The sequence below is a fragment of the Streptomyces sp. NPDC048018 genome (assembly GCF_043202995.1).
Taxonomy (GTDB): domain Bacteria; phylum Actinomycetota; class Actinomycetes; order Streptomycetales; family Streptomycetaceae; genus Streptomyces.
The window spans coordinates 626,956-653,264 of sequence record NZ_JBIDBK010000005.1 but is presented as its reverse complement, the minus strand read 5'-3'; the positions used below and the strand labels follow the sequence as shown (position 1 = coordinate 653,264).

The 26,309-nt window shown below is 72.6% G+C and carries 30 protein-coding genes, 1 tRNA gene and 1 pseudogene; 22 read left to right on the top strand and 10 right to left on the bottom strand.

What is annotated here, in order from left to right; translation table 11 throughout:
• Positions 1–6: 6 nt before the first annotated feature.
• Positions 7–654, top strand: coding sequence for a TetR/AcrR family transcriptional regulator (locus tag ACGF1Z_RS22935; RefSeq protein ID WP_393006774.1), 648 nt, complete (start codon positions 7–9; stop codon positions 652–654).
• A gap of 71 nt (positions 655–725) precedes the next feature.
• Positions 726–1,013, top strand: coding sequence for a metal-sensitive transcriptional regulator (locus ACGF1Z_RS22930; protein WP_393006772.1), 288 nt, complete (start codon positions 726–728; stop codon positions 1,011–1,013).
• A gap of 106 nt (positions 1,014–1,119) precedes the next feature.
• Here the strand turns inward: ACGF1Z_RS22930 and wrbA are convergent, their stop codons facing one another.
• Positions 1,120–1,731: an NAD(P)H:quinone oxidoreductase gene (gene wrbA / locus ACGF1Z_RS22925; RefSeq protein WP_393006770.1), complete on the bottom strand. Its 612-nt coding sequence runs from the start codon at positions 1,729–1,731 to the stop codon at positions 1,120–1,122.
• Positions 1,732–1,888: 157 nt separating this feature from the next.
• Between wrbA and ACGF1Z_RS22920 the strand changes: the two genes are divergently transcribed.
• The 5 genes from ACGF1Z_RS22920 (at position 1,889) to ACGF1Z_RS22900 (ending at position 6,676) form a co-directional block, all read left to right on the top strand.
• Positions 1,889–2,548, top strand: a complete 660-nt coding sequence (locus ACGF1Z_RS22920) for a TetR/AcrR family transcriptional regulator (protein WP_393006768.1) — start codon at positions 1,889–1,891, stop codon at positions 2,546–2,548.
• Positions 2,549–2,808: 260 nt separating this feature from the next.
• The gene (locus ACGF1Z_RS22915) at positions 2,809–3,384 is read left to right on the top strand and encodes an RBBP9/YdeN family alpha/beta hydrolase (RefSeq protein ID WP_393006766.1); all 576 of its coding nucleotides are present in this window, start codon (positions 2,809–2,811) and stop codon (positions 3,382–3,384) included.
• Positions 3,385–3,394: 10 nt separating this feature from the next.
• Positions 3,395–4,354 (top strand): prolyl aminopeptidase, encoded by a 960-nt coding sequence (gene pip, locus ACGF1Z_RS22910; protein ID WP_393006764.1) that lies wholly within the window; start codon positions 3,395–3,397, stop codon positions 4,352–4,354.
• Between the two features lie 41 nt (positions 4,355–4,395).
• A complete protein-coding gene (locus ACGF1Z_RS22905; protein ID WP_393006762.1) occupies positions 4,396–5,007 on the top strand; it encodes an HhH-GPD-type base excision DNA repair protein in 612 nt (203 codons plus the stop codon).
• 115 nt (positions 5,008–5,122) lie between these two features.
• Positions 5,123–6,676, top strand: coding sequence for a M28 family metallopeptidase (locus ACGF1Z_RS22900; protein ID WP_393006760.1), 1,554 nt, complete (start codon positions 5,123–5,125; stop codon positions 6,674–6,676).
• Positions 6,677–6,685: 9 nt separating this feature from the next.
• Here the strand turns inward: ACGF1Z_RS22900 and ACGF1Z_RS22895 are convergent, their stop codons facing one another.
• Positions 6,686–8,287, bottom strand: coding sequence for a helicase HerA-like domain-containing protein (locus ACGF1Z_RS22895; RefSeq protein ID WP_393006758.1), 1,602 nt, complete (start codon positions 8,285–8,287; stop codon positions 6,686–6,688).
• Between the two features lie 95 nt (positions 8,288–8,382).
• Between ACGF1Z_RS22895 and ACGF1Z_RS22890 the strand changes: the two genes are divergently transcribed.
• Complete coding sequence (locus tag ACGF1Z_RS22890) at positions 8,383–8,679, top strand: type II toxin-antitoxin system VapB family antitoxin (RefSeq protein WP_003949502.1); 297 nt, start codon at positions 8,383–8,385, stop codon at positions 8,677–8,679.
• Positions 8,680–9,015: 336 nt separating this feature from the next.
• Positions 9,016–9,645: a LytR C-terminal domain-containing protein gene (locus ACGF1Z_RS22885; RefSeq protein ID WP_393006755.1), complete on the top strand. Its 630-nt coding sequence runs from the start codon at positions 9,016–9,018 to the stop codon at positions 9,643–9,645.
• 57 nt (positions 9,646–9,702) lie between these two features.
• On the opposite strand, the gene upp is transcribed toward ACGF1Z_RS22885, so the two are convergent.
• Positions 9,703–10,338 (bottom strand): uracil phosphoribosyltransferase, encoded by a 636-nt coding sequence (upp, locus tag ACGF1Z_RS22880; RefSeq protein WP_393006753.1) that lies wholly within the window; start codon positions 10,336–10,338, stop codon positions 9,703–9,705.
• Positions 10,339–10,427: 89 nt separating this feature from the next.
• On the opposite strand from upp, the gene ACGF1Z_RS22875 reads away from it, so the two are divergent.
• The 4 genes from ACGF1Z_RS22875 (at position 10,428) to ACGF1Z_RS22860 (ending at position 12,006) form a co-directional block, all read left to right on the top strand.
• Positions 10,428–10,631, top strand: coding sequence for a hypothetical protein (locus ACGF1Z_RS22875; RefSeq protein ID WP_393006751.1), 204 nt, complete (start codon positions 10,428–10,430; stop codon positions 10,629–10,631).
• 200 nt (positions 10,632–10,831) lie between these two features.
• A complete protein-coding gene (locus tag ACGF1Z_RS22870; RefSeq protein ID WP_393006749.1) occupies positions 10,832–11,365 on the top strand; it encodes a hypothetical protein in 534 nt (177 codons plus the stop codon).
• Between the two features lie 68 nt (positions 11,366–11,433).
• Positions 11,434–11,862, top strand: coding sequence for a tRNA adenosine(34) deaminase TadA (gene tadA, locus ACGF1Z_RS22865; RefSeq protein WP_393006940.1), 429 nt, complete (start codon positions 11,434–11,436; stop codon positions 11,860–11,862).
• 56 nt (positions 11,863–11,918) lie between these two features.
• Positions 11,919–12,006, top strand: a tRNA-Ser gene (locus ACGF1Z_RS22860).
• Positions 12,007–12,058: 52 nt separating this feature from the next.
• Here ACGF1Z_RS22860 and ACGF1Z_RS22855 read toward each other — a convergent pair.
• Complete coding sequence (locus tag ACGF1Z_RS22855) at positions 12,059–15,778, bottom strand: hypothetical protein (RefSeq protein ID WP_393006747.1); 3,720 nt, start codon at positions 15,776–15,778, stop codon at positions 12,059–12,061.
• 433 nt (positions 15,779–16,211) lie between these two features.
• Between ACGF1Z_RS22855 and ACGF1Z_RS22850 the strand changes: the two genes are divergently transcribed.
• The 5 genes from ACGF1Z_RS22850 to ACGF1Z_RS22830 all read left to right on the top strand — a co-directional run bounded on the left by ACGF1Z_RS22850 (position 16,212) and on the right by ACGF1Z_RS22830 (position 19,898).
• Complete coding sequence (locus ACGF1Z_RS22850; RefSeq protein ID WP_164986384.1) at positions 16,212–16,376, top strand: hypothetical protein; 165 nt, start codon at positions 16,212–16,214, stop codon at positions 16,374–16,376.
• Positions 16,377–16,404: 28 nt separating this feature from the next.
• Entirely contained in the window at positions 16,405–16,704 is a 300-nt protein-coding gene (locus ACGF1Z_RS22845) for a Dabb family protein (RefSeq protein ID WP_393006745.1), read from the top strand.
• 250 nt (positions 16,705–16,954) lie between these two features.
• Positions 16,955–17,800 (top strand): RNA polymerase sigma factor SigF, encoded by an 846-nt coding sequence (locus tag ACGF1Z_RS22840; protein WP_393006743.1) that lies wholly within the window; start codon positions 16,955–16,957, stop codon positions 17,798–17,800.
• Positions 17,801–18,036: 236 nt separating this feature from the next.
• On the top strand, positions 18,037–19,017 hold the full coding sequence (locus ACGF1Z_RS22835; RefSeq protein ID WP_393006741.1) for an RNA polymerase sigma factor SigF: 981 nt from the start codon (positions 18,037–18,039) through the stop codon (positions 19,015–19,017).
• Positions 19,018–19,139: 122 nt separating this feature from the next.
• Entirely contained in the window at positions 19,140–19,898 is a 759-nt protein-coding gene (locus ACGF1Z_RS22830) for a hypothetical protein (RefSeq protein ID WP_393006739.1), read from the top strand.
• Here ACGF1Z_RS22830 and ACGF1Z_RS22825 read toward each other — a convergent pair.
• From ACGF1Z_RS22825 to ACGF1Z_RS22815, 3 genes are read right to left on the bottom strand one after another with little or no spacing between them, the layout of a single operon-like run.
• Positions 19,879–20,730 carry an alpha/beta fold hydrolase gene (locus ACGF1Z_RS22825; RefSeq protein WP_393006737.1) on the bottom strand — a complete coding sequence of 284 codons (852 nt, stop codon included), beginning with the start codon at positions 20,728–20,730 and terminating at the stop codon, positions 19,879–19,881. The two genes, ACGF1Z_RS22830 and ACGF1Z_RS22825, sit on opposite strands and share 20 nt — an antisense overlap.
• Complete coding sequence (locus tag ACGF1Z_RS22820; protein WP_393006735.1) at positions 20,727–21,299, bottom strand: TetR/AcrR family transcriptional regulator; 573 nt, start codon at positions 21,297–21,299, stop codon at positions 20,727–20,729. Before ACGF1Z_RS22820 ends, ACGF1Z_RS22825 begins: the two co-directional genes overlap by 4 nt.
• A gap of 45 nt (positions 21,300–21,344) precedes the next feature.
• Positions 21,345–21,737, bottom strand: a complete 393-nt coding sequence (locus ACGF1Z_RS22815) for a hypothetical protein (protein ID WP_393006733.1) — start codon at positions 21,735–21,737, stop codon at positions 21,345–21,347.
• Positions 21,738–21,861: 124 nt separating this feature from the next.
• Between ACGF1Z_RS22815 and ACGF1Z_RS22810 the strand changes: the two genes are divergently transcribed.
• On the top strand, positions 21,862–22,812 hold the full coding sequence (locus ACGF1Z_RS22810; RefSeq protein WP_393006731.1) for a Scr1 family TA system antitoxin-like transcriptional regulator: 951 nt from the start codon (positions 21,862–21,864) through the stop codon (positions 22,810–22,812).
• Positions 22,787–22,885 (top strand): annotated as a pseudogene (locus tag ACGF1Z_RS22805) (DUF397 domain-containing protein); the annotation flags it as partial. The gene ACGF1Z_RS22810 and the pseudogene ACGF1Z_RS22805, both read left to right, overlap by 26 nt.
• A 4-nt stretch (positions 22,886–22,889) precedes the next feature.
• Here the strand turns inward: ACGF1Z_RS22805 and ACGF1Z_RS22800 are convergent.
• The 3 genes from ACGF1Z_RS22800 to ACGF1Z_RS22790 form a co-directional block, all read right to left on the bottom strand.
• Positions 22,890–23,231, bottom strand: coding sequence for a DoxX family protein (locus ACGF1Z_RS22800; protein ID WP_393006729.1), 342 nt, complete (start codon positions 23,229–23,231; stop codon positions 22,890–22,892).
• On the bottom strand, positions 23,207–23,506 hold the full coding sequence (locus ACGF1Z_RS22795) for a nucleotide disphospho-sugar-binding domain-containing protein (protein WP_393006727.1): 300 nt from the start codon (positions 23,504–23,506) through the stop codon (positions 23,207–23,209). Before ACGF1Z_RS22795 ends, ACGF1Z_RS22800 begins: the two co-directional genes overlap by 25 nt.
• Before the next feature lie 93 nt (positions 23,507–23,599).
• A complete protein-coding gene (locus tag ACGF1Z_RS22790) occupies positions 23,600–23,833 on the bottom strand; it encodes a hypothetical protein (RefSeq protein ID WP_393006725.1) in 234 nt (77 codons plus the stop codon).
• Between the two features lie 233 nt (positions 23,834–24,066).
• Between ACGF1Z_RS22790 and ACGF1Z_RS22785 the strand changes: the two genes are divergently transcribed.
• Both ACGF1Z_RS22785 and ACGF1Z_RS22780 read left to right on the top strand, forming a co-directional pair.
• Positions 24,067–24,510, top strand: coding sequence for a MarR family winged helix-turn-helix transcriptional regulator (locus ACGF1Z_RS22785; RefSeq protein ID WP_393006723.1), 444 nt, complete (start codon positions 24,067–24,069; stop codon positions 24,508–24,510).
• Between the two features lie 43 nt (positions 24,511–24,553).
• On the top strand, positions 24,554–26,146 hold the full coding sequence (locus ACGF1Z_RS22780; RefSeq protein ID WP_393006721.1) for an MDR family MFS transporter: 1,593 nt from the start codon (positions 24,554–24,556) through the stop codon (positions 26,144–26,146).
• Positions 26,147–26,309: the final 163 nt, after the last annotated feature.

Below are 26,309 nucleotides of genomic sequence, written 5' to 3'. Positions count from 1 at the left end.
GGACCCATGAAAACCGCACCCACCGGAGCCCGCGCCGCCCGCAAGCGCCAGGCCATCGTGCGGGCCGCCCGCACCCTCTTCCTCCGCGAGGGCTTCGGCGTCGGCATGGACGCCATCGCCGCCGAGGCCGGCGTCTCCAAGGTGACCGTCTACAACCACTTCGGCAGCAAGGAGGCCCTCTTCACCGCCGTCGTCGCGAACGCCCTCGACGAGCCCCTCGGCGGCGACCGGGAGGGCGGCCCCGACCTGCGACGCCTCGCCGAGGCCGGACCCGGGAGGGCCGAGCTCGCCGCCGCCCTCACCGAGGCGGGCCGCGCCTGGGTCCGCGCCGTGCGCGAGGACGGCGAGGGGCGCGCCCTGCGCACCCTCGTCGCCACCGAACTGCACCGCTTCCCCGGACTCGGCGACGCCTGGCGCACGCACGGCCCGGCCGGCCACCACCCCGCCGTCGCCGACGCCCTGCGCACCCTCGCCGAACGCGGCCTCCTCGACATCCCCGACCTGGAGGTCGCGGTCCTGCAGCTCTACTCGCTGCTGGTCTTCCCGCAGATGGTCTTCGACCAGTACGGGGCGGAGCTCGACGCCGGCCTCGGCGAGCGGCTCCTCACGGACGGGGTCGAGATGTTCCTCCGGCGGTACGCACCCGCGGGCTGATGTCATCCTTGGTCCTCATGGGTCCCCGTCACGGCCGTCGTCACGGGGAAGCGGATGTTCGAGGAGTGGTCGTGGAACTGGATCTCGCCGGCGCGGAGCTGAAGGCCGTGCTGAACCGGCTGCGCCGTGCACAGGGACAGATCTCCGGCGTCATCCGCATGATCGAGGAGGGCCGGGACTGCGAGGAGGTCGTCACGCAGCTGGCCGCCGCCTCCCGCGCGCTGGACCGGGCCGGCTTCGCGATCATCGCGACCGGGCTGCAGCAGTGCCTCGTCGACATGGAGAACGGGCGCAGGACGGGCGAGGACCCGGAGAAGATGCGCGCCCGCCTGGAGAAGCTCTTCCTGTCGCTGGCCTGACCGGCAGGCGCGCGCCCGCGTACGCGTACACGGGGAGATGCCCCTGGGGACAGGTCCCCAGGGGCATCTCGTCGCGCTCCGGCGCGATGCGCGCGGCGCGGGAGGGTCAGTCGACCGCCAGGCCCTTGAGGCGCTTCGCGATCGTCGTCAGGCGCTGCCCCTGGTAGCGGGCCGCGGCGAGGACCTTCTCGTCCGGTGCGCCGTTGGCACCCGGGTGGGCGGTGCCGTACGGGTTGCCGCCGGCCGCGTAGACGGACGGGTCGGTGTAGCCGGGGGAGACGATGACCGAGCCCCAGTGGTGGAACGTGTTGTAGAGGGCGAGCAGCGTCGACTCGTTGCCGCCGTGGACGTTGTACGCGCTGGTGAAGGCGGTGGCCGGCTTGTCGGCCAGGACGCCCCGGTTCCACAGGCCGCCGGAGGTGTCGACGAACTGCTTCAGCTGGGCGGCGACGTTGCCGAAGCGGGTCGGCGAGCCGAGCGCGTAGGCGTCGGCCCACTCCAGGTCGTCGAGCGTGGCGATCTCGACGTCGCCGGCGGTGGCGTCGACGTGGGCGCGCCAGGCCGGGTTGGCGTCGATGGCGGTGTCGGGCGCGAGCTCGGGCACCCGGCGGAGCCGGACCTCGGCGCCGGCCTTCTCGGCGCCCTCGGCGACGGCCTGGGCGAGCTGGTGGACGTTCCCCGTGGCCGAGTAGTAGATGACGGCGACCTTGACGGACATGACGTGCCCTCCTGAAAACCGGATCACTTTCCGTTTCAACGGGGAAAGCGTAAGCGGACATCTATCCGCTTCGCAAGGGGGCCAGGTATGCTCGGGTCGGGGCCGGACCGAGGAGACGGCCCCGAGGGGGTAGCGCGCGAAAGGCAGGCGACAGGAGATGGGCACGAGGAAACCGGGCACCGGCAGCGGACCGGCGGACGCGCCCGCGCCGAAGCCGCTGCTCAGCCTGCTTCCGACGGTCGGCGGCCCCGCCCCGGAACGCGCCGACGCGGCCCGCAACCGGCGCAAGATCCTCGACGCCGCCGCCCGGATCGTGGCCGAACAGGGCCCCGAGTGCGTCACGATGAACCAGGTCGCGCATGCGAGCGGCATAGGCGTGGGGACGGTCTACCGTCGCTTCGGGGACGTCTCCCAGCTGCTGTGGGCCCTGCTCGACGACCGGGAGCGCCAGTTCCAGGAGGCGTACATGAGCGGCCCGCCGCCGCTCGGGCCGGGTGCCCCCGCCGCGCAGCGCCTCGACGCCTTCCTCGACGCGCTCGTCGACCGCGTGGTCGAGCAGCGCGAGATCCTGCTCGCCGCCCAGACGGCCGCCCCCACCGCGCGCTACACCAGCGGCGCGTACCTCGCGATGCACGCCCACCTGACCCTCCTGGCCGGCCAGGCCCGCCCCGGCGCCAACGCCCCTCTCCTCGCCCATCTCCTGCTCGCCCCGTTCTCGCCCAGCCTGATGCACCACCTCTCCCAGGAGCAGCGCCTGTCCGCCGACGAGCTGAAGGCGGGCATACGGCAGCTCCTGAGCCTGCAGCAGTCCCCCTGAGACGCCCGGAGGCACCCGGAGCGGCGCGCCCACCGGCCCCCTCGGCCCGCACGCACCGTCCAACCCCGGCCCGCGCGCACCGCCCCCCTCGGCCCGCACGCACCGCCCACCCCTCGGCCCGCGCGCACCGCCCCCCTCGGCCCGCACGCACCGCCCACCCCTCGGCCCGCGCGCACCGCCCCCCTCGGCCCGTGCCGCGTACCGTCCACTCCTCGGAACCGGGTGGACCGCTCCCCCGCACCCGCCCCACGATCAGCCCCATGACGACGTTCCTGATCCTCCACGGCTTCCAGAACCACCGCCCCGCCGGCCACTGGCAGCACTGGCTCGCCGGTGAGCTGCGCGGCCGGGGGCACGAGGTGCGCTATCCGCAGCTGCCGGAGCCGGACGCGCCCGTGCTCGGGGACTGGCTGGACGCGCTGGAGGAGCACGGCGAGCGGCCCGCGGACGGCTCCGGGCTCGTCGTCCTCGCGCACAGCCTCGGCGTCCTGCTGTGGCTGCGGGCGGTGGGCGCCGGGCGGGCGCCCGCGGCGGACCGGGTGCTGCTCGTCGCACCGCCGTCGCCGCCGGTGACCGCCTCGATCCCGGAGATCGCGGGGTTCGCGGACGGGCTGCCCCCCGGGCCGCTCGGCGGAGCGCCCGCGCGGCTCGTGTACGGCGACGGCGACCCGTACTGCCCCGAGGGCGCCGACGTGCACTACGGCACCCCCCTCGGCCTCGACACCGACCGGGTGCCCGGCGGCGGGCACCTGAACCCCGACCACGGCTACGGCGCCTGGGGCTCGGTCCTGGAGTGGTGCGAAAACCCGGCGACGCGGGTGCGCGGCAACGACTAGCGTCGGCCGGATGCCCACGGACTCCTCTCCTCAGCGCTTCCCCGAACTCGCCCCGTACGCCGAGGGCCTGCTGGACGTCGGCGACGGCAACCACGTGTACTGGTCCGTCGCCGGCAACCCCGAGGGCCGACCCGCCCTGGTGGTGCACGGCGGGCCCGGGTCGGGCTCCTCCCCCGGGGCCCGGCGGGTCTTCGACCCGGCGCGCTACCGGATCGTCCAGTTCGACCAGCGCGGCTGCGGACGCTCCACCCCGCACGCGAGCGACCCCGCCACCGACATGTCGGTCAACACCACGGCCCACCTCGTCGCCGACATGGAACGGCTGCGCGAGCACCTCGGGATCGACCGCTGGCTGCTCCACGGCGGGTCCTGGGGATCCACGCTGATCCTGGCCTACGCCGAGGCGCACCCCGAGCGGGTCGACGCGATCGTCATCGCGGCCGTGACGACCACCCGCCGCTCCGAGACCGCCTGGCTGTACGAAGGCGTCGGCCGCTTCTTCCCCGAGGCGCACGAGCGCTTCCGGGCGGGCGCCGACCACGCCGGGGACCTGCTCGCCGCCTACGCCGCCCGCATGGACCACCCCGACCGCGCCGTGCGCGAGCGGGCCGCGGCCGACTGGTGCGCCTGGGAGGACGCCGTCCTGTCGCCGGAGGGTCAGGGCACCCCGTACACGGACCGGGTCGACGACACCCGGCTCGGCTTCGTCCGCATCTGCTCGCACTACTTCGCCCACGGCGCCTTCCTGGAGGAGGGCGCCCTGATCCGCGACGCGCACCGGCTCGCCGGGATCCCCGGTGTGCTGATCCACGGCCGGCTCGACATGGGCGGGCCGCTCACCACCGCCTGGGAGCTCGCCCGCGCCTGGCCGGACGCCGAGCTGCACGTCGTGGAGAACGCCGGGCACCTGGGCGGTGACGAGACGCTCCGTCTCGTCCTGAAGGCCCTGGAACGTCTCGCGGAAGGGTGATCCGCCGGGCGGGAGACCGCGCCCGGCGGGATGATCGTGACATGAGCCCCGTGATCCACCTCGCCCAGCAGCCGGAGGCCGACGCGCTCCTCGGCCGTTCCCCGCTCGCCGCGCTGGTCGGCATGCTGCTCGACCAGCAGGTACCGATGGAGTGGGCGTTCTCCGGCCCGTACACGATCGCGACCCGCATGGGCCGCGACGACCTCGACGCCCACGAGATCGCCGCCCAGGACCCGGAGGCGTTCACCGCGCTCCTCTCCGAGAAGCCGGCCGTGCACCGCTACCCGGGCTCCATGGCCAAGCGGATCCAGCAGCTGTGCCGCTTCCTCGCCGACGAGTACGGGGGCGAGGCCGAGGCCGTCTGGCGGGACGCCGCCACGGGTGCGGAGCTGCGCGCCCGGCTGGAGGCGCTGCCGGGCTTCGGGAAGCAGAAGGCGCAGATCTTCCTGGCCCTGCTCGGCAAGCAGTACGGTGTGCGCCCCACGGGCTGGCAGGAGGCGGCCGGCCCGTACGGCGAGACGGCCTGCTACCGCTCGGCCGCCGACATCACCGGGCCGGACTCCCTGGCCAGGGTACGCGCCCACAAGCAGGAGATGAAGGCCGCGGCCAAAGCGGCCAAGGCGTCGAAATCGCCCGAGGACAAGGGGAATTGATAATTCCCCATGTCAATCCTGTTCAACCTGACAGGAATTATGTGAGATGTGTTCACAGAATCCCCTGGCGATCGCTAACTTCCCCTCAACCACGTAGGAACCGGGAAGGACTTCTGTGAACGCATCGCAGCGCAGAGCCGCCGCCGTTCTGGCCGCAGCAGCACTCGCCACCCCGCTGGTGCTCGCCGCGCCCGCCACCGCCACCCCCGACCCCGGGGCGGCGCCGGCCCGCGACGCGGCCAGGCTGGCCAGGAAACTGGTCCGCGAGACGACCGCGCAGGACGCCTTCGAACACCTGCAGAAGTTCCAGGCGATAGCCGACTCGGCCGGCGGTCACCGCGCGGCCGGCTCCCTCGGGCACGACGCCTCGGCCGCCTACGTGTACACGCAGCTGAAGAAGGCCGGCTACGCCGTCACCTACCAGAAGTTCGACTTCCAGTACACCGAGACGCTGGCCGAGAAGGCCGCCGTCCTGTCGCCCACCGCGCGCGACCTGCCGATCAAGGCGATGACCTACACCAAGTCGACCCCGGTCGGCGGCATCAAGGCCGGCCTGGCCGCCGCCCCGGTCGACGCGGACGGCAGCAACGGCTGCGAGCCGGGCGACTTCGCCGCCGGCGCCTTCACCGGGAAGATCGCCCTCGTCAAGCGCGGCGGCTGCACCTTCGCCGCCAAGCAGGAGAACGCCGCCGCGGCCGGTGCCGTCGGCGCGATCATCTACAACAACACCGACGGCGCCCTGTCCGGCACCCTCGGCGACGCGGCCGCCGCGAAGGTCCCGACCGGCGGCGTCACGAAGGAGGAGGGCGAGAAGCTCGCCGCCGAACTCGCCGCGGGCCCGGTGAACCTCTCCTTCGAGATCCGCCAGCTCCAGGAGAAGCGTTCCACCAACAACGTCATCGCGGAGACCCCCGGCGGCAACGCCGCCAACACGGTGATGCTCGGCTCCCACCTCGACTCCGTCACCGCCGGCCCCGGCATCAACGACAACGGCTCCGGATCCGCCGGTCTCCTCCAGACCGCCCTCGAACTCGCCAAGTCGAAGGACAAGGTCCGCAACAAGATCCGCTTCGCCTGGTGGTCCGCCGAGGAGAACGGCCTGCTCGGCTCCGAGCACTACGTGACCAGCCTGAGCTCCCTCGGCAAGAAGGAGATCAAGCTCTACCTGAACTTCGACATGATCGCCTCGCCGAACTACGGCCTCTTCGTCTACGACGGCGACAACTCCGACGGCGTCGGCGCGGGCCCCGGCCCCGAGGGCTCCGCCCAGCTCGAGCGCGACATCAACGCCTTCATGGACAAGAGCGGGGCGCCGCACGAGGGCACCGACTTCACCGGGCGCTCCGACTACGGCCCGTTCATCGAGGTGGGCATCCCCTCCGGCGGCACCTTCACCGGCGCCGAGGGCATCAAGACCGCGGGCCAGGCCGAGAAGTTCGGCGGCGAGGCGGGAGTCGCGTACGACGTGAACTACCACGCCAAGGGCGACGACATCCACAACATCGACATGACGGCCTTCGACGTCAACATCGACGTCATCGCCAACGCCGTGGGCACCTACGCCCACGACATCAGCTCCCTGAAGCGGCCGGTCGCCTTCGTCCCGACCACCGGCGACGCGGGCAGCGGCGGCGGTCTGCACGCCGACCACGACGAGCTGACGCGGTAGGCCCGCGCGTCATCTCCTCCGGCGCGCCGTCCCGAAGACCGACCGGCTGATCTCCCGGCCCAGCTGGGTGCCGACCGACCGCACGAGGGACGTGAACAGGCCGCTTCCGACGACCTGTTCGGCGAGCGAGGGCTCCTCCTCCGGCTGCCGCCGGGGAGCCCTCGCCGCCTCCTGCTCCGCCTTCTCCGTCTTCTCCGCCTTCTCCGCCGCGGCCTCCCCGGCCGCGCGCAGCGCCTCCGCCTCGGCAGCCCGCTGCTCGGCCGTCAGCTTCTCGTACGCCGACTCCCGGTCCACCGCCTCCGCGTAACGCCCGTACAGCGGCGAGCCCTTCACCGCGGCCTCCAGATCGGGCGCCGGGACCGGGCCCATCAGCGACCGCGGGGCCCGTAGCCGGGTCGCCGCCACCGGGGTCGGGGCGCCCTTCTCGCTCAGCACGGTGACCACCGCCTCGCCCGTGCCGAGCCCGGTCAGCACCTCCTCCAGGTCGTACGCGGACTTCGGGAAGGTCCGCACGGTCGCCTTGAGGGCCTTGGCGTCGTCCGGGGTGAAGGCGCGCAGCGCGTGCTGCACCCGGTTGCCGAGCTGGGCGAGCACGTCCGAGGGCACGTCCTTCGGCGTCTGCGTCACGAAGAAGACCCCCACGCCCTTGGAGCGAATCAGCCGCACCGTCTGGGTGACCGCCTCCAGGAACGCCTTCGAGGCCCCGCTGAAGAGCAGATGCGCCTCGTCGAAGAAGAAGACCAGCTTCGGCCTGTCGAGGTCGCCGACCTCCGGCAGATCGCCGTACAGGTCCGCGAGCAGCCACATCAGGAAGGTCGAGAACAGCTGCGGCTTGTCCTGCACGGCCGACAGCTCCAGTACGGAGACCAGGCCGCGCCCGTCGGGCGCCGTGCGCAGGAACTCGGCCGTGTCGAACTCCGGCTCCCCGAAGAAGCCGCCCGCGCCCTGCTGCTCGAAGGCCGTGATCGCCCGCAGGATCACCCCCGCCGTCATCGTCGACAGACCGCCGATGTCCTTCAGCTCGGCCCTGCCGACGTCCGAGACGAGGAACGCCACCACCGCCCGCAGGTCCTTCAGGTCGACCAGTTCGAGACCCTTGGCGTCGGCGTAGTGGAAGATCAGGCCGAGCGACTGCTCCTGGGTCCGGTTGAGCTGGAGCACCTTGGACAGCAGCACGGGGCCGAAACCGCTCACGGTGGCGCGGATCGGGATGCCCGGGCCGGTGCCGCCGAGCCCGTAGAACTCGCAGGGGAAGCCGGCCGCCTCCCACTCCTGGCCGACCTGCCCGGCGCGCTCGCGCACCTTCTCGCCGTCCCGGCCGGGTGCGGAGACGCCGGAGACGTCACCCTTGATGTCGGCGAGGAAGACCGGCACCCCGTGGGCGGACAGCTGCTCGGCGATCAGCTGGAGGGTCTTGGTCTTGCCGGTGCCGGTCGCTCCGGCGACCAGTCCGTGGCGGTTGAGCATGGGCAGCGGGATGCGGACCTGCGCCTCCGGGTGACACGTCCCGTCCCAGAGCAGGGCCCCCAGATCGAGTGCCGCGCCGTCGAAGGCGTACCCGGCCGCGATCTGCGCCCACGGTTCGGCGGACGGCTGCTCGCTCTCGCTCATGACGGACCCCTGTCCCTTTAGCGCATGATTTGTCCCAGCTTCGCACCGGGCCCGCCTGGCTGCGCCGGGAGCCGCTCGCCCGGTAGGCTTTCCGCGTGATCTTCAAGCGCATCGGAAACGGCCGGCCGTATCCCGACCACGGCCGGGAAAGCACCCGGCAGTGGGCGGACGTGGCACCGCGCCCGGTCCGCCTCGATCAGCTGGTGACCACCAAGGGCCAGCTGGACCTGGAGACGCTGCTCGCCGAGGACTCCACGTTCTACGGCGACCTCTTCGCGCACGTCGTGAAGTGGCGCGGCGATCTCTACCTGGAGGACGGACTGCACCGCGCGGTCCGCGCCGCGCTCCAGCAGCGCCAGGTGCTGCACGCCCGCGTGCTCGAACTGGACTGACCGGCGGCCGGCACGCGCCCCGGGGTCCGCCTGCCGTCCTCCGGGACCTGCGGGCACCGCGGAGCCGCGACCCCTGCGGGCCCTGTCGAGCCCGTCGCCCCTCCGCCGGGCCTTCGGCCGACCCCCTCGGGGGAGCTCCCCCGGCCCTCCGCCGACCCGTTCGGCCCTCCAGCGGCCCCTCCGGTCCCCGCGGACGTCCTCGGGTCCACAGGGACCGCCTCCAGGCTCCGGTGCGGCCCCGCCCACTGATCCTTTCGGGGCCAGTTCACCCCCATCCGGACGCGATCACATGATCATCCAGTAGGCATCCCCGGCGGGCCGCATTACGCTGCGTTCATGAGCATGCTCACTCCCCCCGGAATGGGCGGAAAGTACCGCATCACGGGGGATGTCTACCCCCGCATGCGCCGCCCCCACCGCCGGCGCAGGATCGTCCTCGGGGCGGCGGCCGCCGCGCTCGTGCTCGGCGCGGCCGGCTGGGGGACGTTGCAGCTCGTCGACGTCTTCTCCGGCGACGGCGAGACGAAGACGACCGCCGGCAAGCAGGCCGACTGCAAGCCCGCCGCCACGCCGAGCCCGCAGCCCGCCGCGGCCGCGCTGCCCAAGCCCGCCCAGATCACGGTCAACGTCTACAACGCGACCCCGCGCAGCGGCCTCGCGAAGACGACCGCGGACGAGCTGAAGAAGCGCGGCTTCGTCATCGGCAAGGTCGGCAACGCGCCCGCCGCGTACGACAAGAAGGTCACCGGCACCGGACTGCTGCTCGGCGCCCCCGGGGCCGTCAAGGGCACGTTCCCGGTCGTCGGCACCCAGCTGAAGGGCACGACGACGAAGGTCGACACCCGCAGCACGGCGGACGTCGACCTGATCATCGGTACGGCCTTCAAGACGCTCGACCCGAAGGCCGCGGCGGACGCGGCGCTGGTCGCGCTCAACAAGCCGAAGCCGGTACCGGGCCGCTGCTGAGAGCGGCCTCGATACCGGCTTCGACCGGGAATCCGGGTCCTGCGGGGTCCTCCGCGCCTACTCGGCGGCGCCGTACATGCGGTCGCCCGCGTCGCCGAGGCCCGGCACGATGTAGCCGCTCTCGTTGAGGCGCTCGTCGACCGACGCCGTCACGACGGTCACCGGCGTGCCCGCCAGCTCGCGCTCCATGACCTCGACGCCCTCCGGGGCGGCGAGCAGCACGACCGCGGTCACGTCGTCCGCACCGCGCCTGATCAGCTCCTGGATCGCCGCGACGAGCGTGCCGCCGGTCGCGAGCATCGGGTCCAGGACGTACACCTGGCGGCCGGACAGGTCCTCCGGCATCCGCGTGGCGTAGGTCGACGCCTCCAGCGTCTCCTCGTTGCGGATCATGCCGAGGAAGCCGACCTCGGCCGTCGGCAGCAGCCGCACCATGCCGTCCAGCATGCCGAGACCGGCCCGCAGGATCGGCACCACCAGCGGACGCGGGTAGGACAGCTTCACACCGGTCGTCGGCGTCACCGGGGTCTCGATGTCGACCTGCTCGGTCCGCACGTCCCTGGTCGCCTCGTAGGCGAGCAGGGTGACCAGCTCGTCGGCGAGCCGGCGGAAGGTCGGGGAGTCCGTGCGCTTGTCGCGCAACGTGGTGAGCTTGTGGGCGACCAGCGGGTGATCGACGACGTGGAGACGCATGCCCCCACAGTAGCCGGGACTGGCATCAACCCACGCCGGCGAGGGAAGGTGGGGGGCACAGGGAACCCAGTGATGGGGTGGTGTCGCCTATGCCCGACCTGGAGAGCAAGCGCGGCGGCAAGGCTCCCGAGGAGGAGCCCCGCCAGGAGACCGACGCCGAGCGCCGCAGACGCCGGGCGCAGTTCCTGCGCGAACTGAACGAGGCCAAGGCGCTCCGCGATCGCGTCCAGCCGCGGCGCGCCCGGGCGGCCCGGATGAGACAGGCGATGCGCATGCGGACCTTCCGATGGTGAGCCCCGCACGGGCGGGGCCGTGCGCCCCCTCCGTGCGCCGGGGTCGTACGCCCGCCCGATCGCGGTGACGTTCAGACTGATGCACGACGCAAGAGCAGAAGACCTCTCCTGAAGCCGAGCTTTCTGTCACGATGCCGATTGGGCGGGGCATCAGGAGCGCGCCGCCGGATCATCACACCTCTGATCAGTGGGAGAGTCAGGTGTACTTCGCCGCACTGCTCGCGCGCACCGAAGACGGGTGGGAAGCGAGCGATACGGAGCTCGACAACGTGGAGACGCTGGCGGACCTGGCCGATCTGGCCCGGGAGTCCGCAGGCGACGACGGGGAAACGGTGATCGTCTTCATCGAGCAGGAGGACGTGTGGTTCGGCATCGTGCGGGTCGACGGCGAGGACGACCCCCGGGTCTTCGTCTCGAACGCGACGGCCGCGGCCCGCTTCTCCTACGGGGAGATCCTCACCTCGGAACTCCTCGGCGGCGACGACGACCCGGACAGCGCGCTCGACGAACTGGACCTGGACGGCACCGAGGACGGTGAGCCGGAGGCGGAGGCCGACGACACGGCGGACGAGACGGACGGCAAGGTGCTCCCGGCGGGGCCGCTCGGCGACGGGCGCATCCTGGAGGACCTGGGCGTGACCGAGCGGGAACTGCTCGACCTCGAGTCCGGCGACGCGCTCACCGAGATCGCGGAGGCGATCGGCGTGAGCGAGATCCTGGAGGCCGTGCGCTAGTGCCTCCGCTCGCAGCACCCGGCCCGGTCGCGGGCGCCGATCCCGTACGGGACCCCTGGCGGGACCCCATGCGGCGCGCCCTCGCCGAGGCCGACCTGGCCGCGCTGGCCGGTGACGTACCGGTCGGCGCGGTCGTGCTCTCCCCCGCCGGGGCGGTCCTCGCCACCGGCCACAACGAACGCGAGGCCGTCGGCGACCCGACCGCCCACGCCGAGATCCTGGCCCTGCGCCGGGCCGCCGCGGCCACCGGCGAATGGCGGCTCGGCGGCTGCACGCTCGTCGTGACGCTCGAACCGTGCGTGATGTGCGCGGGGGCGCTCGTCCAGGCGCGGGTCGAACGGGTGGTCTTCGGCGCTTGGGACGAGAAGGCGGGCGCGACCGGCTCCCTCTGGGACCTGGTCCGCGACCGGCGCCTCAACCACCGCCCCGAGGTGATCCAGGGCGTCCTGGAGCAGGAGTGCTCGGCCCGGCTCACCAGCTTCTTCCGGGACCGCTGACCTGCGACGGAGAACGGATTTCAGTCCACGGGCACCTTTGGGCTAAGCTCTCTCTCGGTAGCGTGTCCGAGCGGCCGAAGGAGCTCGCCTCGAAAGCGAGTGTGGGGAAACTCACCGAGGGTTCAAATCCCTCCGCTACCGCCAGAAAACCTCCCCGACCTGCGGAAACGCGGGTCGGGGAGGTTTTTTCATGCGCTCAGTCCCGGTCCTCGCAGGGCGGGTCGTAGGGCAATCCGGGGACATGCCTGGCCCATTGGGCCGGGGTGAGGGCGTTGCCGGTGGCCCGGCAGATCCAACGGGCGGCGGCGTCAGGGTCGGTGGACCAGAGCCGTACGGGCTGGTCGACGCCCGCCGCCGCGAGGAGACGCCCGTCCGGGGAGAAGGCGAGATCGGTGACCTCGTCGGCGCCGTCGGCGAGCGGCCGGCTCAGGGCGCTCGCGTCCGCCGGATCGGCGAGGCGGACGGTGCCGTCCTCGTTCCCCTCGGCCAGCACGTCGGCGCCCGGGGCGAAGGCGAGCGACTCGACGACGCTGCTCCCGGTCACGGCGCCCCGGGCCGCCGGCTCGGCACGGTCGGAGAGGTCCCAGGCGGTGAGTGTGGCCCGGTCCGCCTTGGCCAGCGCGCGCCCGTCGGAGGAGAACGTCACCACCTGAGGGGCCAGGCCGCCGGGATACACCCCGGTCGCCCGCACGAGGGGGCCCGATCCCGCCGGATCCCACAGTGTGAAGTCGCCGGAGTCGTGGCCGGCGGCGATCACGCGCCCGTCGGAACTGACGGCCAGTGAGCCGACCCCGTCCGCTCCGGTCTTCAGGAGAACGTCGGCCCGCTCGGGCCCGGCCGTACCGGCGAGGTCCCACACGTGGACCCCGTCCTCCCCGACGACCGCGGCGGTGCGCCCGTCGGCGCCCAGGGCGGGTGGGGGCCCGCTGTGGTCGAGCGCCCGCTCGTCGATGCGCCGCGGGCGGCCGGGGTCGCCGAGGTCCCACAGACCGGCCCGTCGGTCCTTGCCGTCCCAGGAACCCACCGCGAGCGTGCGCCCGTCCGGACCGAACGCGAGGGTGGTCACCTCGCCCTTCGCGGCGTCCACCGTGCCGACGGGACGGGGGCGGGCGGGGTCGGCGAGGCTCCACAGGCGGACCCTGCCGTCCCGTTCCCCGGTGGCGAGCGTCCGTCCGTCCCGGGTGAAGGCCAGGGACCGGGAGTCGTACGCGGCGACGGGCAGCCGTCGGTCCGGGAGGCTCCACACCTTGACCGCACCACGGTCGGTGCCGCCGACCAGAGCGCGCCCGTCGGGGCTGAACGCCAGCCCCCGCACCTCGTCCACGGCGTTGGGGGCGGCGGGCCGGCCCTTGGGGGCGTCCGGGTCGGTGACGTTCCACAGGCGGATCGTCCGGCCCGCGTCGGCGACGGCCAGGGTCTGTCCGTCCCGGCTGAACGCCAGCGCGGTCACGTCCCCGACCGCGGGGAGGGAGAAGCGGCGCAGGGCGGGCCGGGCGGGATCCGTGAGGTTCCAGAGCCACACCCGCGCGTCGTTGGCCGCCACCAGGGTCCGGCCGTCCGGGCTGTACGCCGTTCGGTAATGCCTGCGGGCCGGGTTCGGCGGCCGGAGCACGGAGGGCGGGCTCGTCGGCCGGGCGAGGTCCCAGACGCGTACGGTGTCGTCGTTCGCGGCGGCGGTGAGGGTGCGGCCGTCAGGGCCGAAGGCGAGGCTCAGCGGAAAGCCGGTCGAGCCGGTCAGTGACCGGGGCAGCGGCGTCGGCCGCTGCCGGTCGGCGAGGTCCCACAGGAGGATCCGCCCCTTCGGTCCGTTACCGGCGAGCAGGCGCCCGTCGGGGCTGAAGGCCACGGTCTGGACCCTGCTCCCCTGCCCGTCGAGCGACGGGGCGAGGCGGACGGGCCGGGCGGGGTCCGCGAGGTCCCACAGCATCGCCGTGGTGTTGTAGCCGCCGATGGCCAGCGTGCGGCCGTCGGGGGCGAAGGCGAGATACGTGGCGAGTGCGCTGCCCTCCAGGGGTTTGCCGACCGGCCTCGGACGGGTCGGGTCCGTGGTGTTCCACAGCCGGATCGTGCCGTCCTCGCCCGCGGTGGCGAGGAGCCGCCCGTCGGGCCGGTACGCCGTGAGATACAGCATGAGCCGGTGTGCGGGGAACGTCCTCGGCAGCATGGCGTTGCCGTCCACCAGCAGGTTCAGCCGCGTGTCGCGCCGGGGCGCCAGCCGGTGGGCGACCAGGTTGAGCTGGGCCGCGAGGGCCGGCTCGACGGCGCGGACGCTGTCGGCCCGGGTGACGAGGCGCGCGGCGAGCGCGGCCCGCTGTTCCGCCTGGGCCGAGCCGCTCTGCCGGTAGGCGACCACGCCCGTCACGGCGGCGACCAGCGCCAGGGCGACCACGACCGCGACGACCCTCCGCCGGTCGCGGACCACGCGCTTGCGCAGCCGCAGCGACGCGTCCAGGAAGTCCCGGCGCAGCGGGTCCTCCGTGGGCGGGTCCGCGGCCGCGGCGAGGGCCCGGTCCAGCCGCTTGCCGCGGTGGAGGGCGTCCGGCTCGCGGCCCGTGGCGTGCCAGGCGCGGGCCGCGGTGTCGAGGTCCTGGAGGACGAGGTTGCGGGGGCGGTCGTCGTTGATCCAGTCGTGCAGCCGCTGCCAGGCGGTCAGCAGGGCCTCGTGGGTGAGGGAGACGGTGTCCCGTTCCTGGACGAGGAGCCGTTTCGCGGTGAAGGCGGCGAGGACGGCCTCCGCGGCCGCCTTGTCCGGGAAGGACGCCAGCAGGTGCTCGCGGCGGATCCGGCGGCGACTGTCGGCCGTGTCCTCGCCGATGGTGACCATGGCGAGGAAGAGGCGTCTGGCGATGCCCCGGCCCGCCGGGTCGAGCTGGTCGTGGACCCGGTCCGCGCTGTTGCCCAGGGCGTGGGCGACGCCGCCGGTGCCGGTGTAGCCGGCGACGGTGAGGAGCCTTCCCTGGCGGTTCTGCCAGGTGGCGCGCAGCGCGTGGGCGAGCAGCGGCAGCGCGCCGGGCTCGGCGAAGCCGTGGGTGGCGCCGAAGTCGGCGACCAGGACCTCGGCGAGGCCCGGTTCCAGCCGTAGCCCGGCCGCTCTGGCCGGGAGGCGGATCGCGTCGAGGAGTTCGTCCCGCGTCATCGGCGGGAGCAGGAGCTGGTTGTCCTGCACGGCTGCCCGCAGCCAGGGAAGTTCCGCGCAGCGGGCGTAGAAGTCGGCGCGCAGGGAGAGGACCACCAGCGCCACGGCCCCGTCCGCCAGCCACTCCAGGATCCGCACGAACGCCCGCCGCTCCTCCTCGTCCGCGCACAGCGTGAAGAGCTCCTCCGCCTGGTCCACCACGACGAGCACCCGTCCGGACCCCTCCGCCGTCCGCCGCAGCCGGTCCGCGAAGCCGGCCCGGTCGGTGGTCCACCAGTCGGCCGTCGGGTCCGCCTCCCCCGCCAGTTCGGCGAGGCGGGCGGTGAGCTCGCGCAGGGGGTGGGCGGTGGGGGTGAGCAGAAGGCGGGGCCAGTGGCGCGAGCCGGGAACGGGGATCCGGCCGCGGTCGAGGTCCTGCGAGAGACCCGCCTGGAGCAGGGAGGTCTTGCCGGCGCCGGAGGGGGCGACGACGACGAGGGGCCTGTGGTCGGCGTGGCAGTCGGCCAGCCGTTCGCCGAGTTCGGTGAGGAGGCGGCGGCGGCCGTGGAAGCGGTCGGCCTGGCCCGCGGTGAAGGGCGCGAGGCCGGGGTACGGGCAGTCGTCGGTGACCGGGCCGACCGTGCGGTGCTCTCGGTCGCCCTCGGGGTTCTCGATGTAGAGGTGGACGTCGCCCTGCTCGGCGACGTACATGTCACGTCCGGAGGCGTAGGAGCGCGAGGAGGGGTCCTCCTCGTCCGCCTCCTCGCTCCGGCCCTCGCCGTCGTCGTCCACCGTGCTCACCACTCGGACCCCCTTCGGGAACGTCCTTCACGTGCGTCACGGACGCGAAGCGTAGCCATGCGCATGCCATGGATGAAGGGGGCGTCGCGGGGTGGGGGCGTCGCGGAGAGGCGGCGTCGCGGAGAGGGGGCGTCGCGGGGGCTCGGACGGGGGGAGCGGCATCGGGGGGACAAGCCGCTCCCCCCGATGAGAACCGGCCCTGCAAGTCCGGCGCCGCAGTCAGGGGGGAAGCTTGCGGCGCGGACCCCGCAGTGAGGGCCGGTTCCACAGCCCCGCGGATTCCTGCCAGATCCGCCGGGCTCGACATCCATCCTGCGCGCCCGTCACCCGTTCGGCGGGCGGCGAAAGACCCCGATCGCCGGGCCCTTGGTCCATAAGGGCTCGGTTAGACTCGCGCGACCGAGGGGGTACGAGGCCAGGGGAGGGCAGGCGGATGGCGCAGGCGAAGAAGATCGCGCTCTACGCGGTGGTGGTCTTTGTTCTGTACACGATCATCACGTCCCCCGCCCGGGCGGCCGACCTCGTCCAGGTAGGGTTCGAGGGCATATCGAGCGCCGCTCAAGGCGTCGGCCAGTTCATGACCGAGCTCGTCAACTAGGACGATCCAGGACTACCGGGAGTACGCCGTGATCCGCCATCTGGTCCTCTTCAAGCTCAACGACGGCGTGAAGCGCGACGAGCCGCGGGTGGTCGCGGGCGTCGAGGCCTTCCGGGCCCTCGGTTCGCAGATCCCGGAGGTGAAGTTCTGGGAGTGCGACTGGAACATCACCGACCGCCCGATCGCGTACGACTTCGCGATCAACTCGGCCGTCGAGGACACCGCCGCGCTCCAGCGCTACCTGGACCACCCGGCGCACCAGGCGGGCGTCGCCCAGTGGCGCGAGTTCGCGACCTGGGTGATCGCCGACTACGCCTTCGAGGGCTGAGCCCGACCGGCCGCCCCGCCCTCCCCCCGGCCGCGCCGCGCCCCGTCCGGCCGGCCGCAGCGGGCGCCTCACCCCCTTCGTCCTCCGGGCCCCTCGCCGTCCATCGGCGGGGGGCCCGAGTTTGTACCCGCCCAACTTGCCTTCAACACGTGCTTATACGGTGCTTGCACACAGTGGACATGTCTTGTGATGCTATGACCGCTTTTGACGGATGAGTCGACCGATGTTGACATGAAGGGGTGGCGTGAACGTGCCGGCCAGTGCAGCGCCCCAAGTCCCGCCCCAGAACGAGGCCGGGGCCCCTGACACCCCGCGCCCCCGGCCCCAGAGCACCCGCGGCGCCGACACCCGCGCCCTGACCCAGGTGCTCTTCGGGCAGCTCAAGAACCTGGAGCCCGGCACCCCCGAGCACCACCGCGTCCGCGGGGCCCTGATCGAGGCCAACCTGCCGCTCGTGCGCTACGCCGCCGCCCGCTTCCGCAGCCGCAACGAGCCGATGGAGGACGTCGTCCAGGTCGGCACCATCGGCCTGATCAACGCCATCGACCGCTTCGACCCGGACCGCGGCGTCCAGTTCCCGACCTTCGCCATGCCGACCGTCGTCGGCGAGATCAAGCGCTACTTCCGCGACAACGTCCGCACCGTCCACGTCCCCCGCCGCCTCCACGAGCTGTGGGTGCAGGTCAACGGCGCCACCGAGGACCTCACCACCGCCCACGGCCGCTCCCCCACCACGGCCGAGATCGCCGAGCGCCTCAAGATCGGCGAGGACGAGGTGCTCGCCTGCATCGAGGCCGGCCGCTCCTACCACGCCACCTCACTGGAGGCCGCCCAGGAGGGCGACGGCCTGCCCGGCCTGCTCGACCGGCTCGGCTACGAGGACCCGGCGCTCGCCGGCGTCGAGCACCGCGATCTCGTCCGGCACCTGCTCGTCCAGCTCCCCGAGCGCGAACAGCGGATCCTGATGCTGCGCTACTACAGCAACTTGACGCAATCTCAGATCAGCCAGGAACTCGGCGTCTCGCAGATGCATGTGTCAAGGCTCCTCGCCCGCAGCTTCGCCCGCTTGAGATCCGCAAACAGGATCGAAGCGTAACCAGAACGGGTAGACCGTTTCGGAGCAGTTCTTCGGCAGGCCAAATGCCGCACACCCCTTGTTTCCTGCGGATATTCACCGCCACCATGTCGACAAGTCACTACAGCGTGTTGCCGACATGTGACATTCTGCAGGAACCGCGTTTGCCACAGCCTCGCCTCCGGTATTCAGGTGGAGGCTGCGTTCCTCAGATGGTCGTGGCCGCCACGACCGTCCGCGACCTCAAAGGGGGTGGCATGTCCGCAGAACAGGGCAGCTCGAAGGTGCTCACGCTCACGCCCGTGCCCGCGTCCATGCAGACGCCCGTGCCCGCGCAGAAGACGGCACCCACCGCCGTCGACTCCACGGCCACGGAGCCGTCGACGGTCACCGCCACAGCCACGGCCACGGCCCCGGAGCCCGAGGAGACCCTCCTCGCCCCGCCGGCCGTCGTGCCGGAGGCCCTCGACACCCGCACCCTCTCCCGCTCCCTCTTCCTGCGCCTGCGCGCGCTGGACGAGGAGGGGGTCTCCGCGGACAGCCCCGAGCGGACCTACGTCCGCGACACCCTCATCCAGCTCAACCTCCCCCTCGTGCGCTACGCGGCGGCCCGCTTCCGCTCCCGCAACGAGCCGATGGAGGACATCGTCCAGGTCGGCACCATCGGCCTGATCAAGGCGATCGACCGCTTCGACTGCGAACGCGGCGTCGAGTTCCCCACGTTCGCGATGCCGACCGTCGTCGGCGAGATCAAGCGCTTCTTCCGCGACACCTCCTGGTCGGTGCGCGTGCCGCGCCGCCTCCAGGAGCTCCGCCTGGCCCTCACCAAGGCCAGCGACGAGCTCGCCCAGAAGCTCGACCGCTCGCCGACCGTGCCCGAACTCGCCGCGGTGCTCGGGGTGTCGGAGGAGGACGTGGTCGACGGACTCGCCGTCGGCAACGCGTACACCGCCTCCTCGCTGGACTCGCCCTCCCCCGAGGACGACGGCGGCGAGGGCTCGCTGGCGGACCGCCTCGGCTACGAGGACACCGCCCTGGAAGGCGTCGAGTACCGCGAGTCGCTCAAGCCGCTGCTCGCCAAACTCCCGCCCCGCGAGCGGCAGATCATCATGCTCCGCTTCTTCGCGAACATGACCCAGTCGCAGATCGGCGAGGAGGTCGGCATCTCCCAGATGCACGTGTCCCGGCTGCTCACCCGGACGCTGGCCCAGCTGCGCGAGGGCCTGATCGCCGACTGATCACCCGGCCGGGTCACCGGCCGGTCCGACGGACCGGCCGCGAGCCGGCCTCCATACCCGGCCGGGGACCGAGTTCCCCTGCTCCCCTTCCGTCCTGACACACCGTCAGTCAGACTGCCGCCATGGCGGTCATGCGGCGAAGGAAGCGCCCGGGACTCGCGGTGGTCGCGCTCTGCCTCGGCGGAGCGCTGACCGCGTGCGGCGCGGGCGGCGACGGCGAGGGGTACGCGGCGGTCGGCACCGGCTCCTCGCCGAAGAGCGCGGTCCCGCCGTCCGGATCGGTCACCCTGGTCCCCCTGGACCCGGCCCCCACGACGGACCCGGGACTCACCTCCAGCACCTCGTCCCCGTCCCCGAGGCCGCCGGGGGCGCCCGGCACGGACCCGGGCACGCGTACGGGCACTGCACCCGGCGGTACGGCCACCGCGCCGCCGGCCGTACCGGGTGGACCACCACCCCGTACGCCGGACCGGCCCACGGCCCCGGGCACGACGCCCACGCGCCCGTCGACACCGGCGCCCTCGACACCAGGGACATCGCCCACCACCCCGCCGCCGTCCCCGGAGCCCCCGGCGCCGGCCGCCCTCACGCTCTCCGCCCCGGTGCTCACCGACACCGACCGGCGCTGGTGCGAGAACGTCACCGTGACCTTCCGCAACACCGGTGGCACCGCGGTCCGTTCCGGCACGGTGAGCTTCGCGACCCACGTCATCGGCTCGCTCGGGGTCGACTGGGCGACCGTCAGGTCGAGCCAGTCGCTGCCCTCGCCCATCGCGGCCGGGGCGACACAGACCCACACCTACTCCGTCTGCCTGGAGTCCTGGCGGGTGCCGCTCGGCATGCACGTCGACACCCGGGAGGTCACCGCCGCATGGCGGTGAGCAGCAGCTCCGCGAACTCCTCCGGGTGCTCGACGCAGCCCAGGTGCCCGCCGGGGAACTCGACGAGTGCGGCCCCGGTCAGCTCCGCGATCCGCCGGGACGGACCTGCCAGCGCCTCCTGATCGGCGGACTCCCGGCCGACGCCCAGGACCAGCTTGTCCGCGGCGGAGCGCAGCCCGTCGAGGTCGGGGGCGGAGGAGGAGAAGGGGCACAGCACGTGCTCCAGGAAGACCGGCATGTTGGCGGCCATGCGCGCCGCCATCGGCCGGATGGACGACGGCAGTTCGCCGTGCCCCTGTCCCGGCGCGGGCTCCGGCCTCCGGCCGTCCGGCGTCTCGGAGAACCGCGCCATGGCGGGCCCGAGCCCCCGAGTGCGGTGCAGTTCGCGCACCTCGGCGAAGTGGGCCCGGTACGGGGCCGGGTCGGCGAGGAGCTCCACCAGGGGCGGCTCGTGCGCGACGAGACGGCGCACCCGGTCCGGGCGGGCGGCGAGCAGGGCGAGGGCGACGATGCCGCCGGAGCTGCTGCCGAAGACGTCCGCGGGCCCGTCCGGTGAGACCGCGTCCAGGACGGCGAGGGCATCCGCTCCCCACGCGGCGACCTGCTGGTCGGCGAGCGGTCCGTCGAGCGGACTGCGCGAGAGGCCGCGCTGGTCGTACGAGACCACCGTGTGCCCGGCGGCCGCGAGCAGGTCCGCCATCCCCTCGAACAGCCCGGCGTCCCCCGCGCCACCCGGCACGAGCAGCAGGACGGGCCCGCTGCCACGCGCCTCGTAGCGGAGGGTGGCCCCGGGGACCTTCACCGTGCCGACCGTGATGCCGCTGATCTTCATGCCGCGTTCCCCCAGTTCTCCAACGTGCGGTGCAGGGCGTCGAGCGAGCGCGCCCAGGACGCGGCGACCGGCCGCGCGTGCGCGAAGCCGCCGCCCAGCTCGAGGTGGATGTAGCCGTGAAAGGTGCTGCGGAGCAGCCGCCCGGCGTCGGTGAGGTCGGGCTCGGTCAGGCCGTAGCCGCGGAGCATGCCGTACGTCAGCTCGACGGCACGGCGGAACACGGCGGTGTCGGCGACCTCGTCGAGCTCGATCCTCTGCTGGGTGGCCGCGTAGCGCCCGGGGTGGGCGAGCGCGTAGTCGCGGTAGGCGTCCGCGAAGGCGACGAGCGCGTCCCGGCCCGACCGGCCGGCCACGGCGGCGCCGATGGCGTCGTTCATCTCGCCGGAGGCGAGCAGAGCGAGCCGGACCCGCAGCTCGCGCAGGTTCTTGACGTGCGAGTAGAGACTCGCGTCCTTCACCCCGAACCGGCGGGCGAGGGCGGAGACGGTGACCTTGTCGAAGCCCTCCTCGTCGGCCAGCTCGGCGGCGGCCAGGACGAGACGGTCGACGGTGATGCCGGCACGGACCATGCCCCGCACCCCTTCCTAGAGACCCTAGGAAAAAAGCTAGCACTCCTAGGAAAGGCCCACACCTTCTTTTCCGGGGTGGTTCTCCGCCTGATGCCGGCGCATCAGCACGTTCGCGTCCGTCTCCGCGCTCCAGTCGAATCCCGCCCGCGCAGCGGCGCGGGCGGCCGCGAGTTCGCCGCACTCGGCGCAGTGCGGGACCGGCACGGGCGGCCGGCTCAGGTCGTACGTGGCGGCCGTCCGCTCGTTCGCCGCCCTGACCCCGGCGCTCAGCCGCTCGGCCGGCGTCGCCGGACGCACCCGCCCCGGGTCCGCCTGCCACTCCCGCCCGCCACCGATCGGCCGCAGCATCGCGTACGGCCCCGCCTGCCCCCGGTACTCGCCGACCTTCTCCGCCGCCGGGTCGTACAGATAGGCCCCGCACTCCGTGTGCCCTGCCATGACGCGTTCCCTCCACGCTCACCCGATCGGGCGATTACTCTCTGTGCCCCCAGCGTTGCTCAATGGGGAAGGTGCCCACAACGCTCAGCGCGTGCCAAGGGCCACTGTCACGAGGGGGGTTCGGGTGACCCAGCGGAACGCGCGGGCGGCCGGCACGGAGGCGGCGACGACGGCGGAGGTCTTCGGCGAGCTCCTCCGCCACTACCGGGAGTCAGCGGGCCTGACCCAGGAGGCACTGGCCCGCCTCATCCCCTGCGACCGCTCGATGGTGGCGCGGGTGGAGGCGGCGAAGCGGGTGCCGCAGGAGGCGTTCGCGAAGGCCTGCGACGACGTCCTGGGGACGGGTGGGGTGTTACCGAGGCTGTGGCAGCGGATCGACTGGTATCCGGAGGTCGAGCATCCGGACTGGTTCGAGCGCCGGGCGCGGATGGACGCGGAGGCGGCGACCTTACGGGAGTACCAGACGCAGGTGGTCCCAGGTCTGCTACAGACCCCGGAATACGCCCAGGCGATCTTCTCGCGAGTCACCGACGGAGACGAGCTGGACGAACGGGTGCGGGCGCGTTTGAGCCGACAACAACGGTTCCTGGCAAAGAACGGCCCGCTGTACGTCGTCGTGCTGGACGAGAGCTGCCTGCGCAACGTGGTCGGGGGCGCGGAGGTCATGCGTGGCCAGTGCGCACACCTGCTGGAGGTGGGTCGGTATCCCAACATCCGGATCCAGGTCGCACCGGCGGGCCCCACAGAGCTGGTCCGCCCCAAAACGTCGTTGTCCCTGATCACACTGCCCGACGGAGCGGATTGGCTCTACACGGAATCGCTGAACAGCGGCCATTTCTACGGTGATCCATCCGTCCTCGCCAGATACGGCCAGACCTATGATGTGCTCAGGGCGGACGCTCTGTCAGCCCAAGCGTCGGCGGCCCTGATCGGCGAGGCGATGAAGGGGTTCGAGCAGCATGCAGAGGCACCAGCTCAGCGCGGCGATCTGGATCAAGAGCAGCTACAGCGACAGCGACGGCGGAAACTGCCTCGAAGTCGCCCCCGGATTCCCCGGCCTCGTCCCCGTACGTGACAGCAAGGCCCCGGAGGGCCCTGCTGTCGTCTTCGGGCGTTCGGCCTGGGAGTCGTTCGTCCACAGCCTGTGAATCGTCACGCCGCCAGGACCAGGACGGCGACCGCCGGGGCCATGTAGAGCAGCGGGAACGGGGCGTGCGCGTAGGCACGGGCGCGGATCACGGTGATCACCGCGCCGGCGAAGTACAGGACCAGGCCGAGCGCGGCGGCGACGCCGATCGCCGGGACGGCGTAGCCGACCAGGAGGCCGATCGCGCCGGCCAGCTTGGCGGCACCGAGCAGGTTCCAGATGCGGCGCGGGACGCCGTACTCGGCGAGCGGCTCGACGACGAACTTGGCGCGGGCGAAGACCGACACCCCGGAGAAGCCCGCCATGAAGGCGGCGACGGCGGTTACGACGATGGCGGTGGTGGACATCTCGGGCTCCTCTTCGGGCGGTTGCCGTCGCGGTGACGGTCTCGGTGCACTGACACCGCCCGTCGGGGACGTGTGACACGGCCGCCGAATTTTTTTCCCGGGACCTGGTACCCGAGGCGTACCGGCCCTCGTGGGCCGGCGCCGATGCCCGGCTCGGCCACCCGGCCGGCCCCGTACGCCTGGTCCGCCGTCTGCGCCAGCACGACCTGCGGCGCGCCCGCCCGGGCGGCTGTGGTGGTCGTGCCCGGCCCGCTGCGGTGCACGACGGCCGCCACCTGCCCGAAAAAAGGGCGGCCGCGCCCGACGTCTCGGGGACGTCCGGTGCGGCCGCCCTCTGGCGGGTGCGGCTTCGGGGTGGGGGCGCCGGGTCAGCCCAGCGCCAGCCAGGCCACGCCCGCCAGGACGGCGATCGCGACGATCACGCCGACGATCAGGCCGACGCGGGGGCCGGAGGACGGGGCGACGGCCTGGTGCTGCTGCTGTCGCTGCGGGGTGCCCTCGTCGACGAAGGCGCGGAACATCTGGGTGTTGCCGGCGGGGTCGTAGGAGCCCTCGGGGCCCTGGGCGCCCTGGCCGTACGGTGCTTGGGGGTTGTGTGCCATGGCCCGGACCCTAGCGAAGTCGGGCTCGCCGTCCCAAGCCCTGGTCATGTCCCCTTCCCGGGACCTGCACCTTCCCTCCCCGCCGGAGCCCCCGGCGCCCCCTCCGCACAGCCTCCCGAGGCGCTCTCCGGACCGCTTTACCGATTCTTTAGCGTGCTTTGACCGATTTAGTTTGCCTGAAGCAACCATCCATCTCTATCGTTGCCCTAAGCAACAAGATGTTGGGGAGCTCGATGGAGACACGGAACCGGTACGAGGACCTCGCCCGAGCGGTGAGCGCCATCGGCGCCGTGAAGCGCGGTGTCGCCCGCGTGCTGCCCGCCCACTGCCAGGGCGGCGCGGCCGCCGTGCTCACCCTCGTCCAGCACCACGGCGACATGCGGATGAGCCGGCTGGCCGAGTTGATGGCCGTCGACATGTCCGTGTGCAGCCGGCACGTGGCGCACACCGTGGAGCACGGCTGGATCGAGCGACTGCCCGACCCGGACGACCGGCGCTCCCGGATCCTGCGGCTCACCACCGAGGGCCGCGCGATGCTCGACGAGCTCGACCGCCGGGTCACCGAAGCGTTCACCCGCCACCTCGCGGAGTGGTCCGACGACGACGTCGCACTGCTCACCACCCTGCTCGGCCGCCTCCGCGACTCCTTCGGGGACTGCCGCGCCCAGCACGCCTGACCGACGCCGGCTTCACACAGCAGACTTCACGCAAAGGAAATTCATGGCTACCACCGCGCCTGCCACAGGTGCTCGGGAAGGCAGCACCGACGCCCCCGGTGCCCCGATGACGCACCGGCAGATCATGGAGGCGCTGTCCGGGCTCCTGCTCGGCATGTTCGTCGCCATCCTGTCCTCGACGATCGTCTCCAACGCCCTCCCCCAGATCATCAGCGACCTCGGCGGCGGCCAGTCCGCCTACACCTGGGTCGTCACCGCCGCCCTCCTCTCGATGACGGCGACCACCCCGCTCTGGGGCAAGCTCGCGGACCTCTTCTCCAAGAAGCTGCTGGTCCAGATAGCCCTGGTCATCTACGTCGCGGGCTCGGTCGTCGCGGGTCTCTCGCAGAACACCGGCATGCTCATCGCCTGCCGCGTCGTGCAGGGCATCGGCGTCGGCGGTCTCACCGCCCTCTCCCAGATCATCCTCGCCGCGATGATCGCCCCGCGGGAGCGCGGCCGCTACAGCGGCTACCTCGGCGCCGTCTTCGCCGTCGCCACCGTCGGCGGCCCGCTGCTCGGCGGCGTCATCACCGACACCGAGTGGCTCGGCTGGCGCTGGTGCTTCTACGTCGGCGTGCCCTTCGCGCTCATCGCGCTGCTCGTCCTGCAGAAGACCCTCAAGCTCCCCGTCGTGAAGCGCGAGGTCAAGGTCGACTGGGCCGGCGCCTTCTTCATCAGCGCCGCCGTCTCCCTGCTCCTCGTGTGGGTCACCTTCGCCGGCGACAAGTACGACTGGATGTCCTGGCAGACCGCCGCCATGGTGGGCGGCTCGATCCTGCTCGGCGCGGTCTTCGTCCTCGTCGAGTCCAGGGCCGCCGAGCCGATCATCCCGCTGCGCCTCTTCCGCAACCGCACGATCGCGCTCGCCTCGACGGCCTCGCTCTTCGTCGGTGTCGCGATGTTCGCCGGCACGGTCTTCTTCAGCCAGTACTTCCAGCTGGCCCGCAACGAGTCGCCGACGATGTCCGGTGTCCTCACCATCCCGATGATCGGCGGCCTGTTCGTCTCCTCGACGGTCTCCGGCATGATCATCACCAAGACCGGCCGCTGGAAGGCCTGGCTGGTCAGCGGCGGCGCCCTCGCCGCCGGCGGTCTCGGTCTGCTCGGCACCATCCGTTACGACACGGAGTACTGGCACATCGCGATCTTCATGGCGGTCCTCGGCCTCGGCCTCGGCATGATGATGCAGAACCTGGTGCTGTGCACCCAGAACCAGGTGGCCCCCGCCGACCTCGGCGCCGCCTCCTCCGTCGTCACCTTCTTCCGTTCCCTGGGTGGTGCGATCGGCGTCTCGGCGCTCGGGGCGGTCATGGCCCACCGGGTCACCGACTACGTGAAGGAGGGCCTGACCGAGCTCGGCCCGAAGGCCGCCGCGGCCATGGGCAAGGGCGGCGGTGGCATCCCCGACATGGACAAGCTGCCCGCCCCGATCCGCACGGTCATGGAGAGCGCCTACGGGCACGGCGTCGGCGACGTCTTCCTCTACTCGGCGCCCTTCGCGCTGCTCGCCTTCCTGGTGACGCTGTTCATCAAGGAGGTCGCGCTGAAGAGCAACACCGTGAAGGCGGACGACAAGCAGGCCGTCGAGGCCTGACGAAAAGCTCCCGGCCGCGCTTCGAGCGGAGGCGCGGCCGGGCGGAATACGGAGCGGCGGGCAGGGGACGGCCCGCCGCTCCGTCATGTCACGGGCAGGACGGGAACCCTGCCGCGTGATGTCACGGGCGGAAGGGCCTCCCCTGCCGCCTCAGGTCACGGGC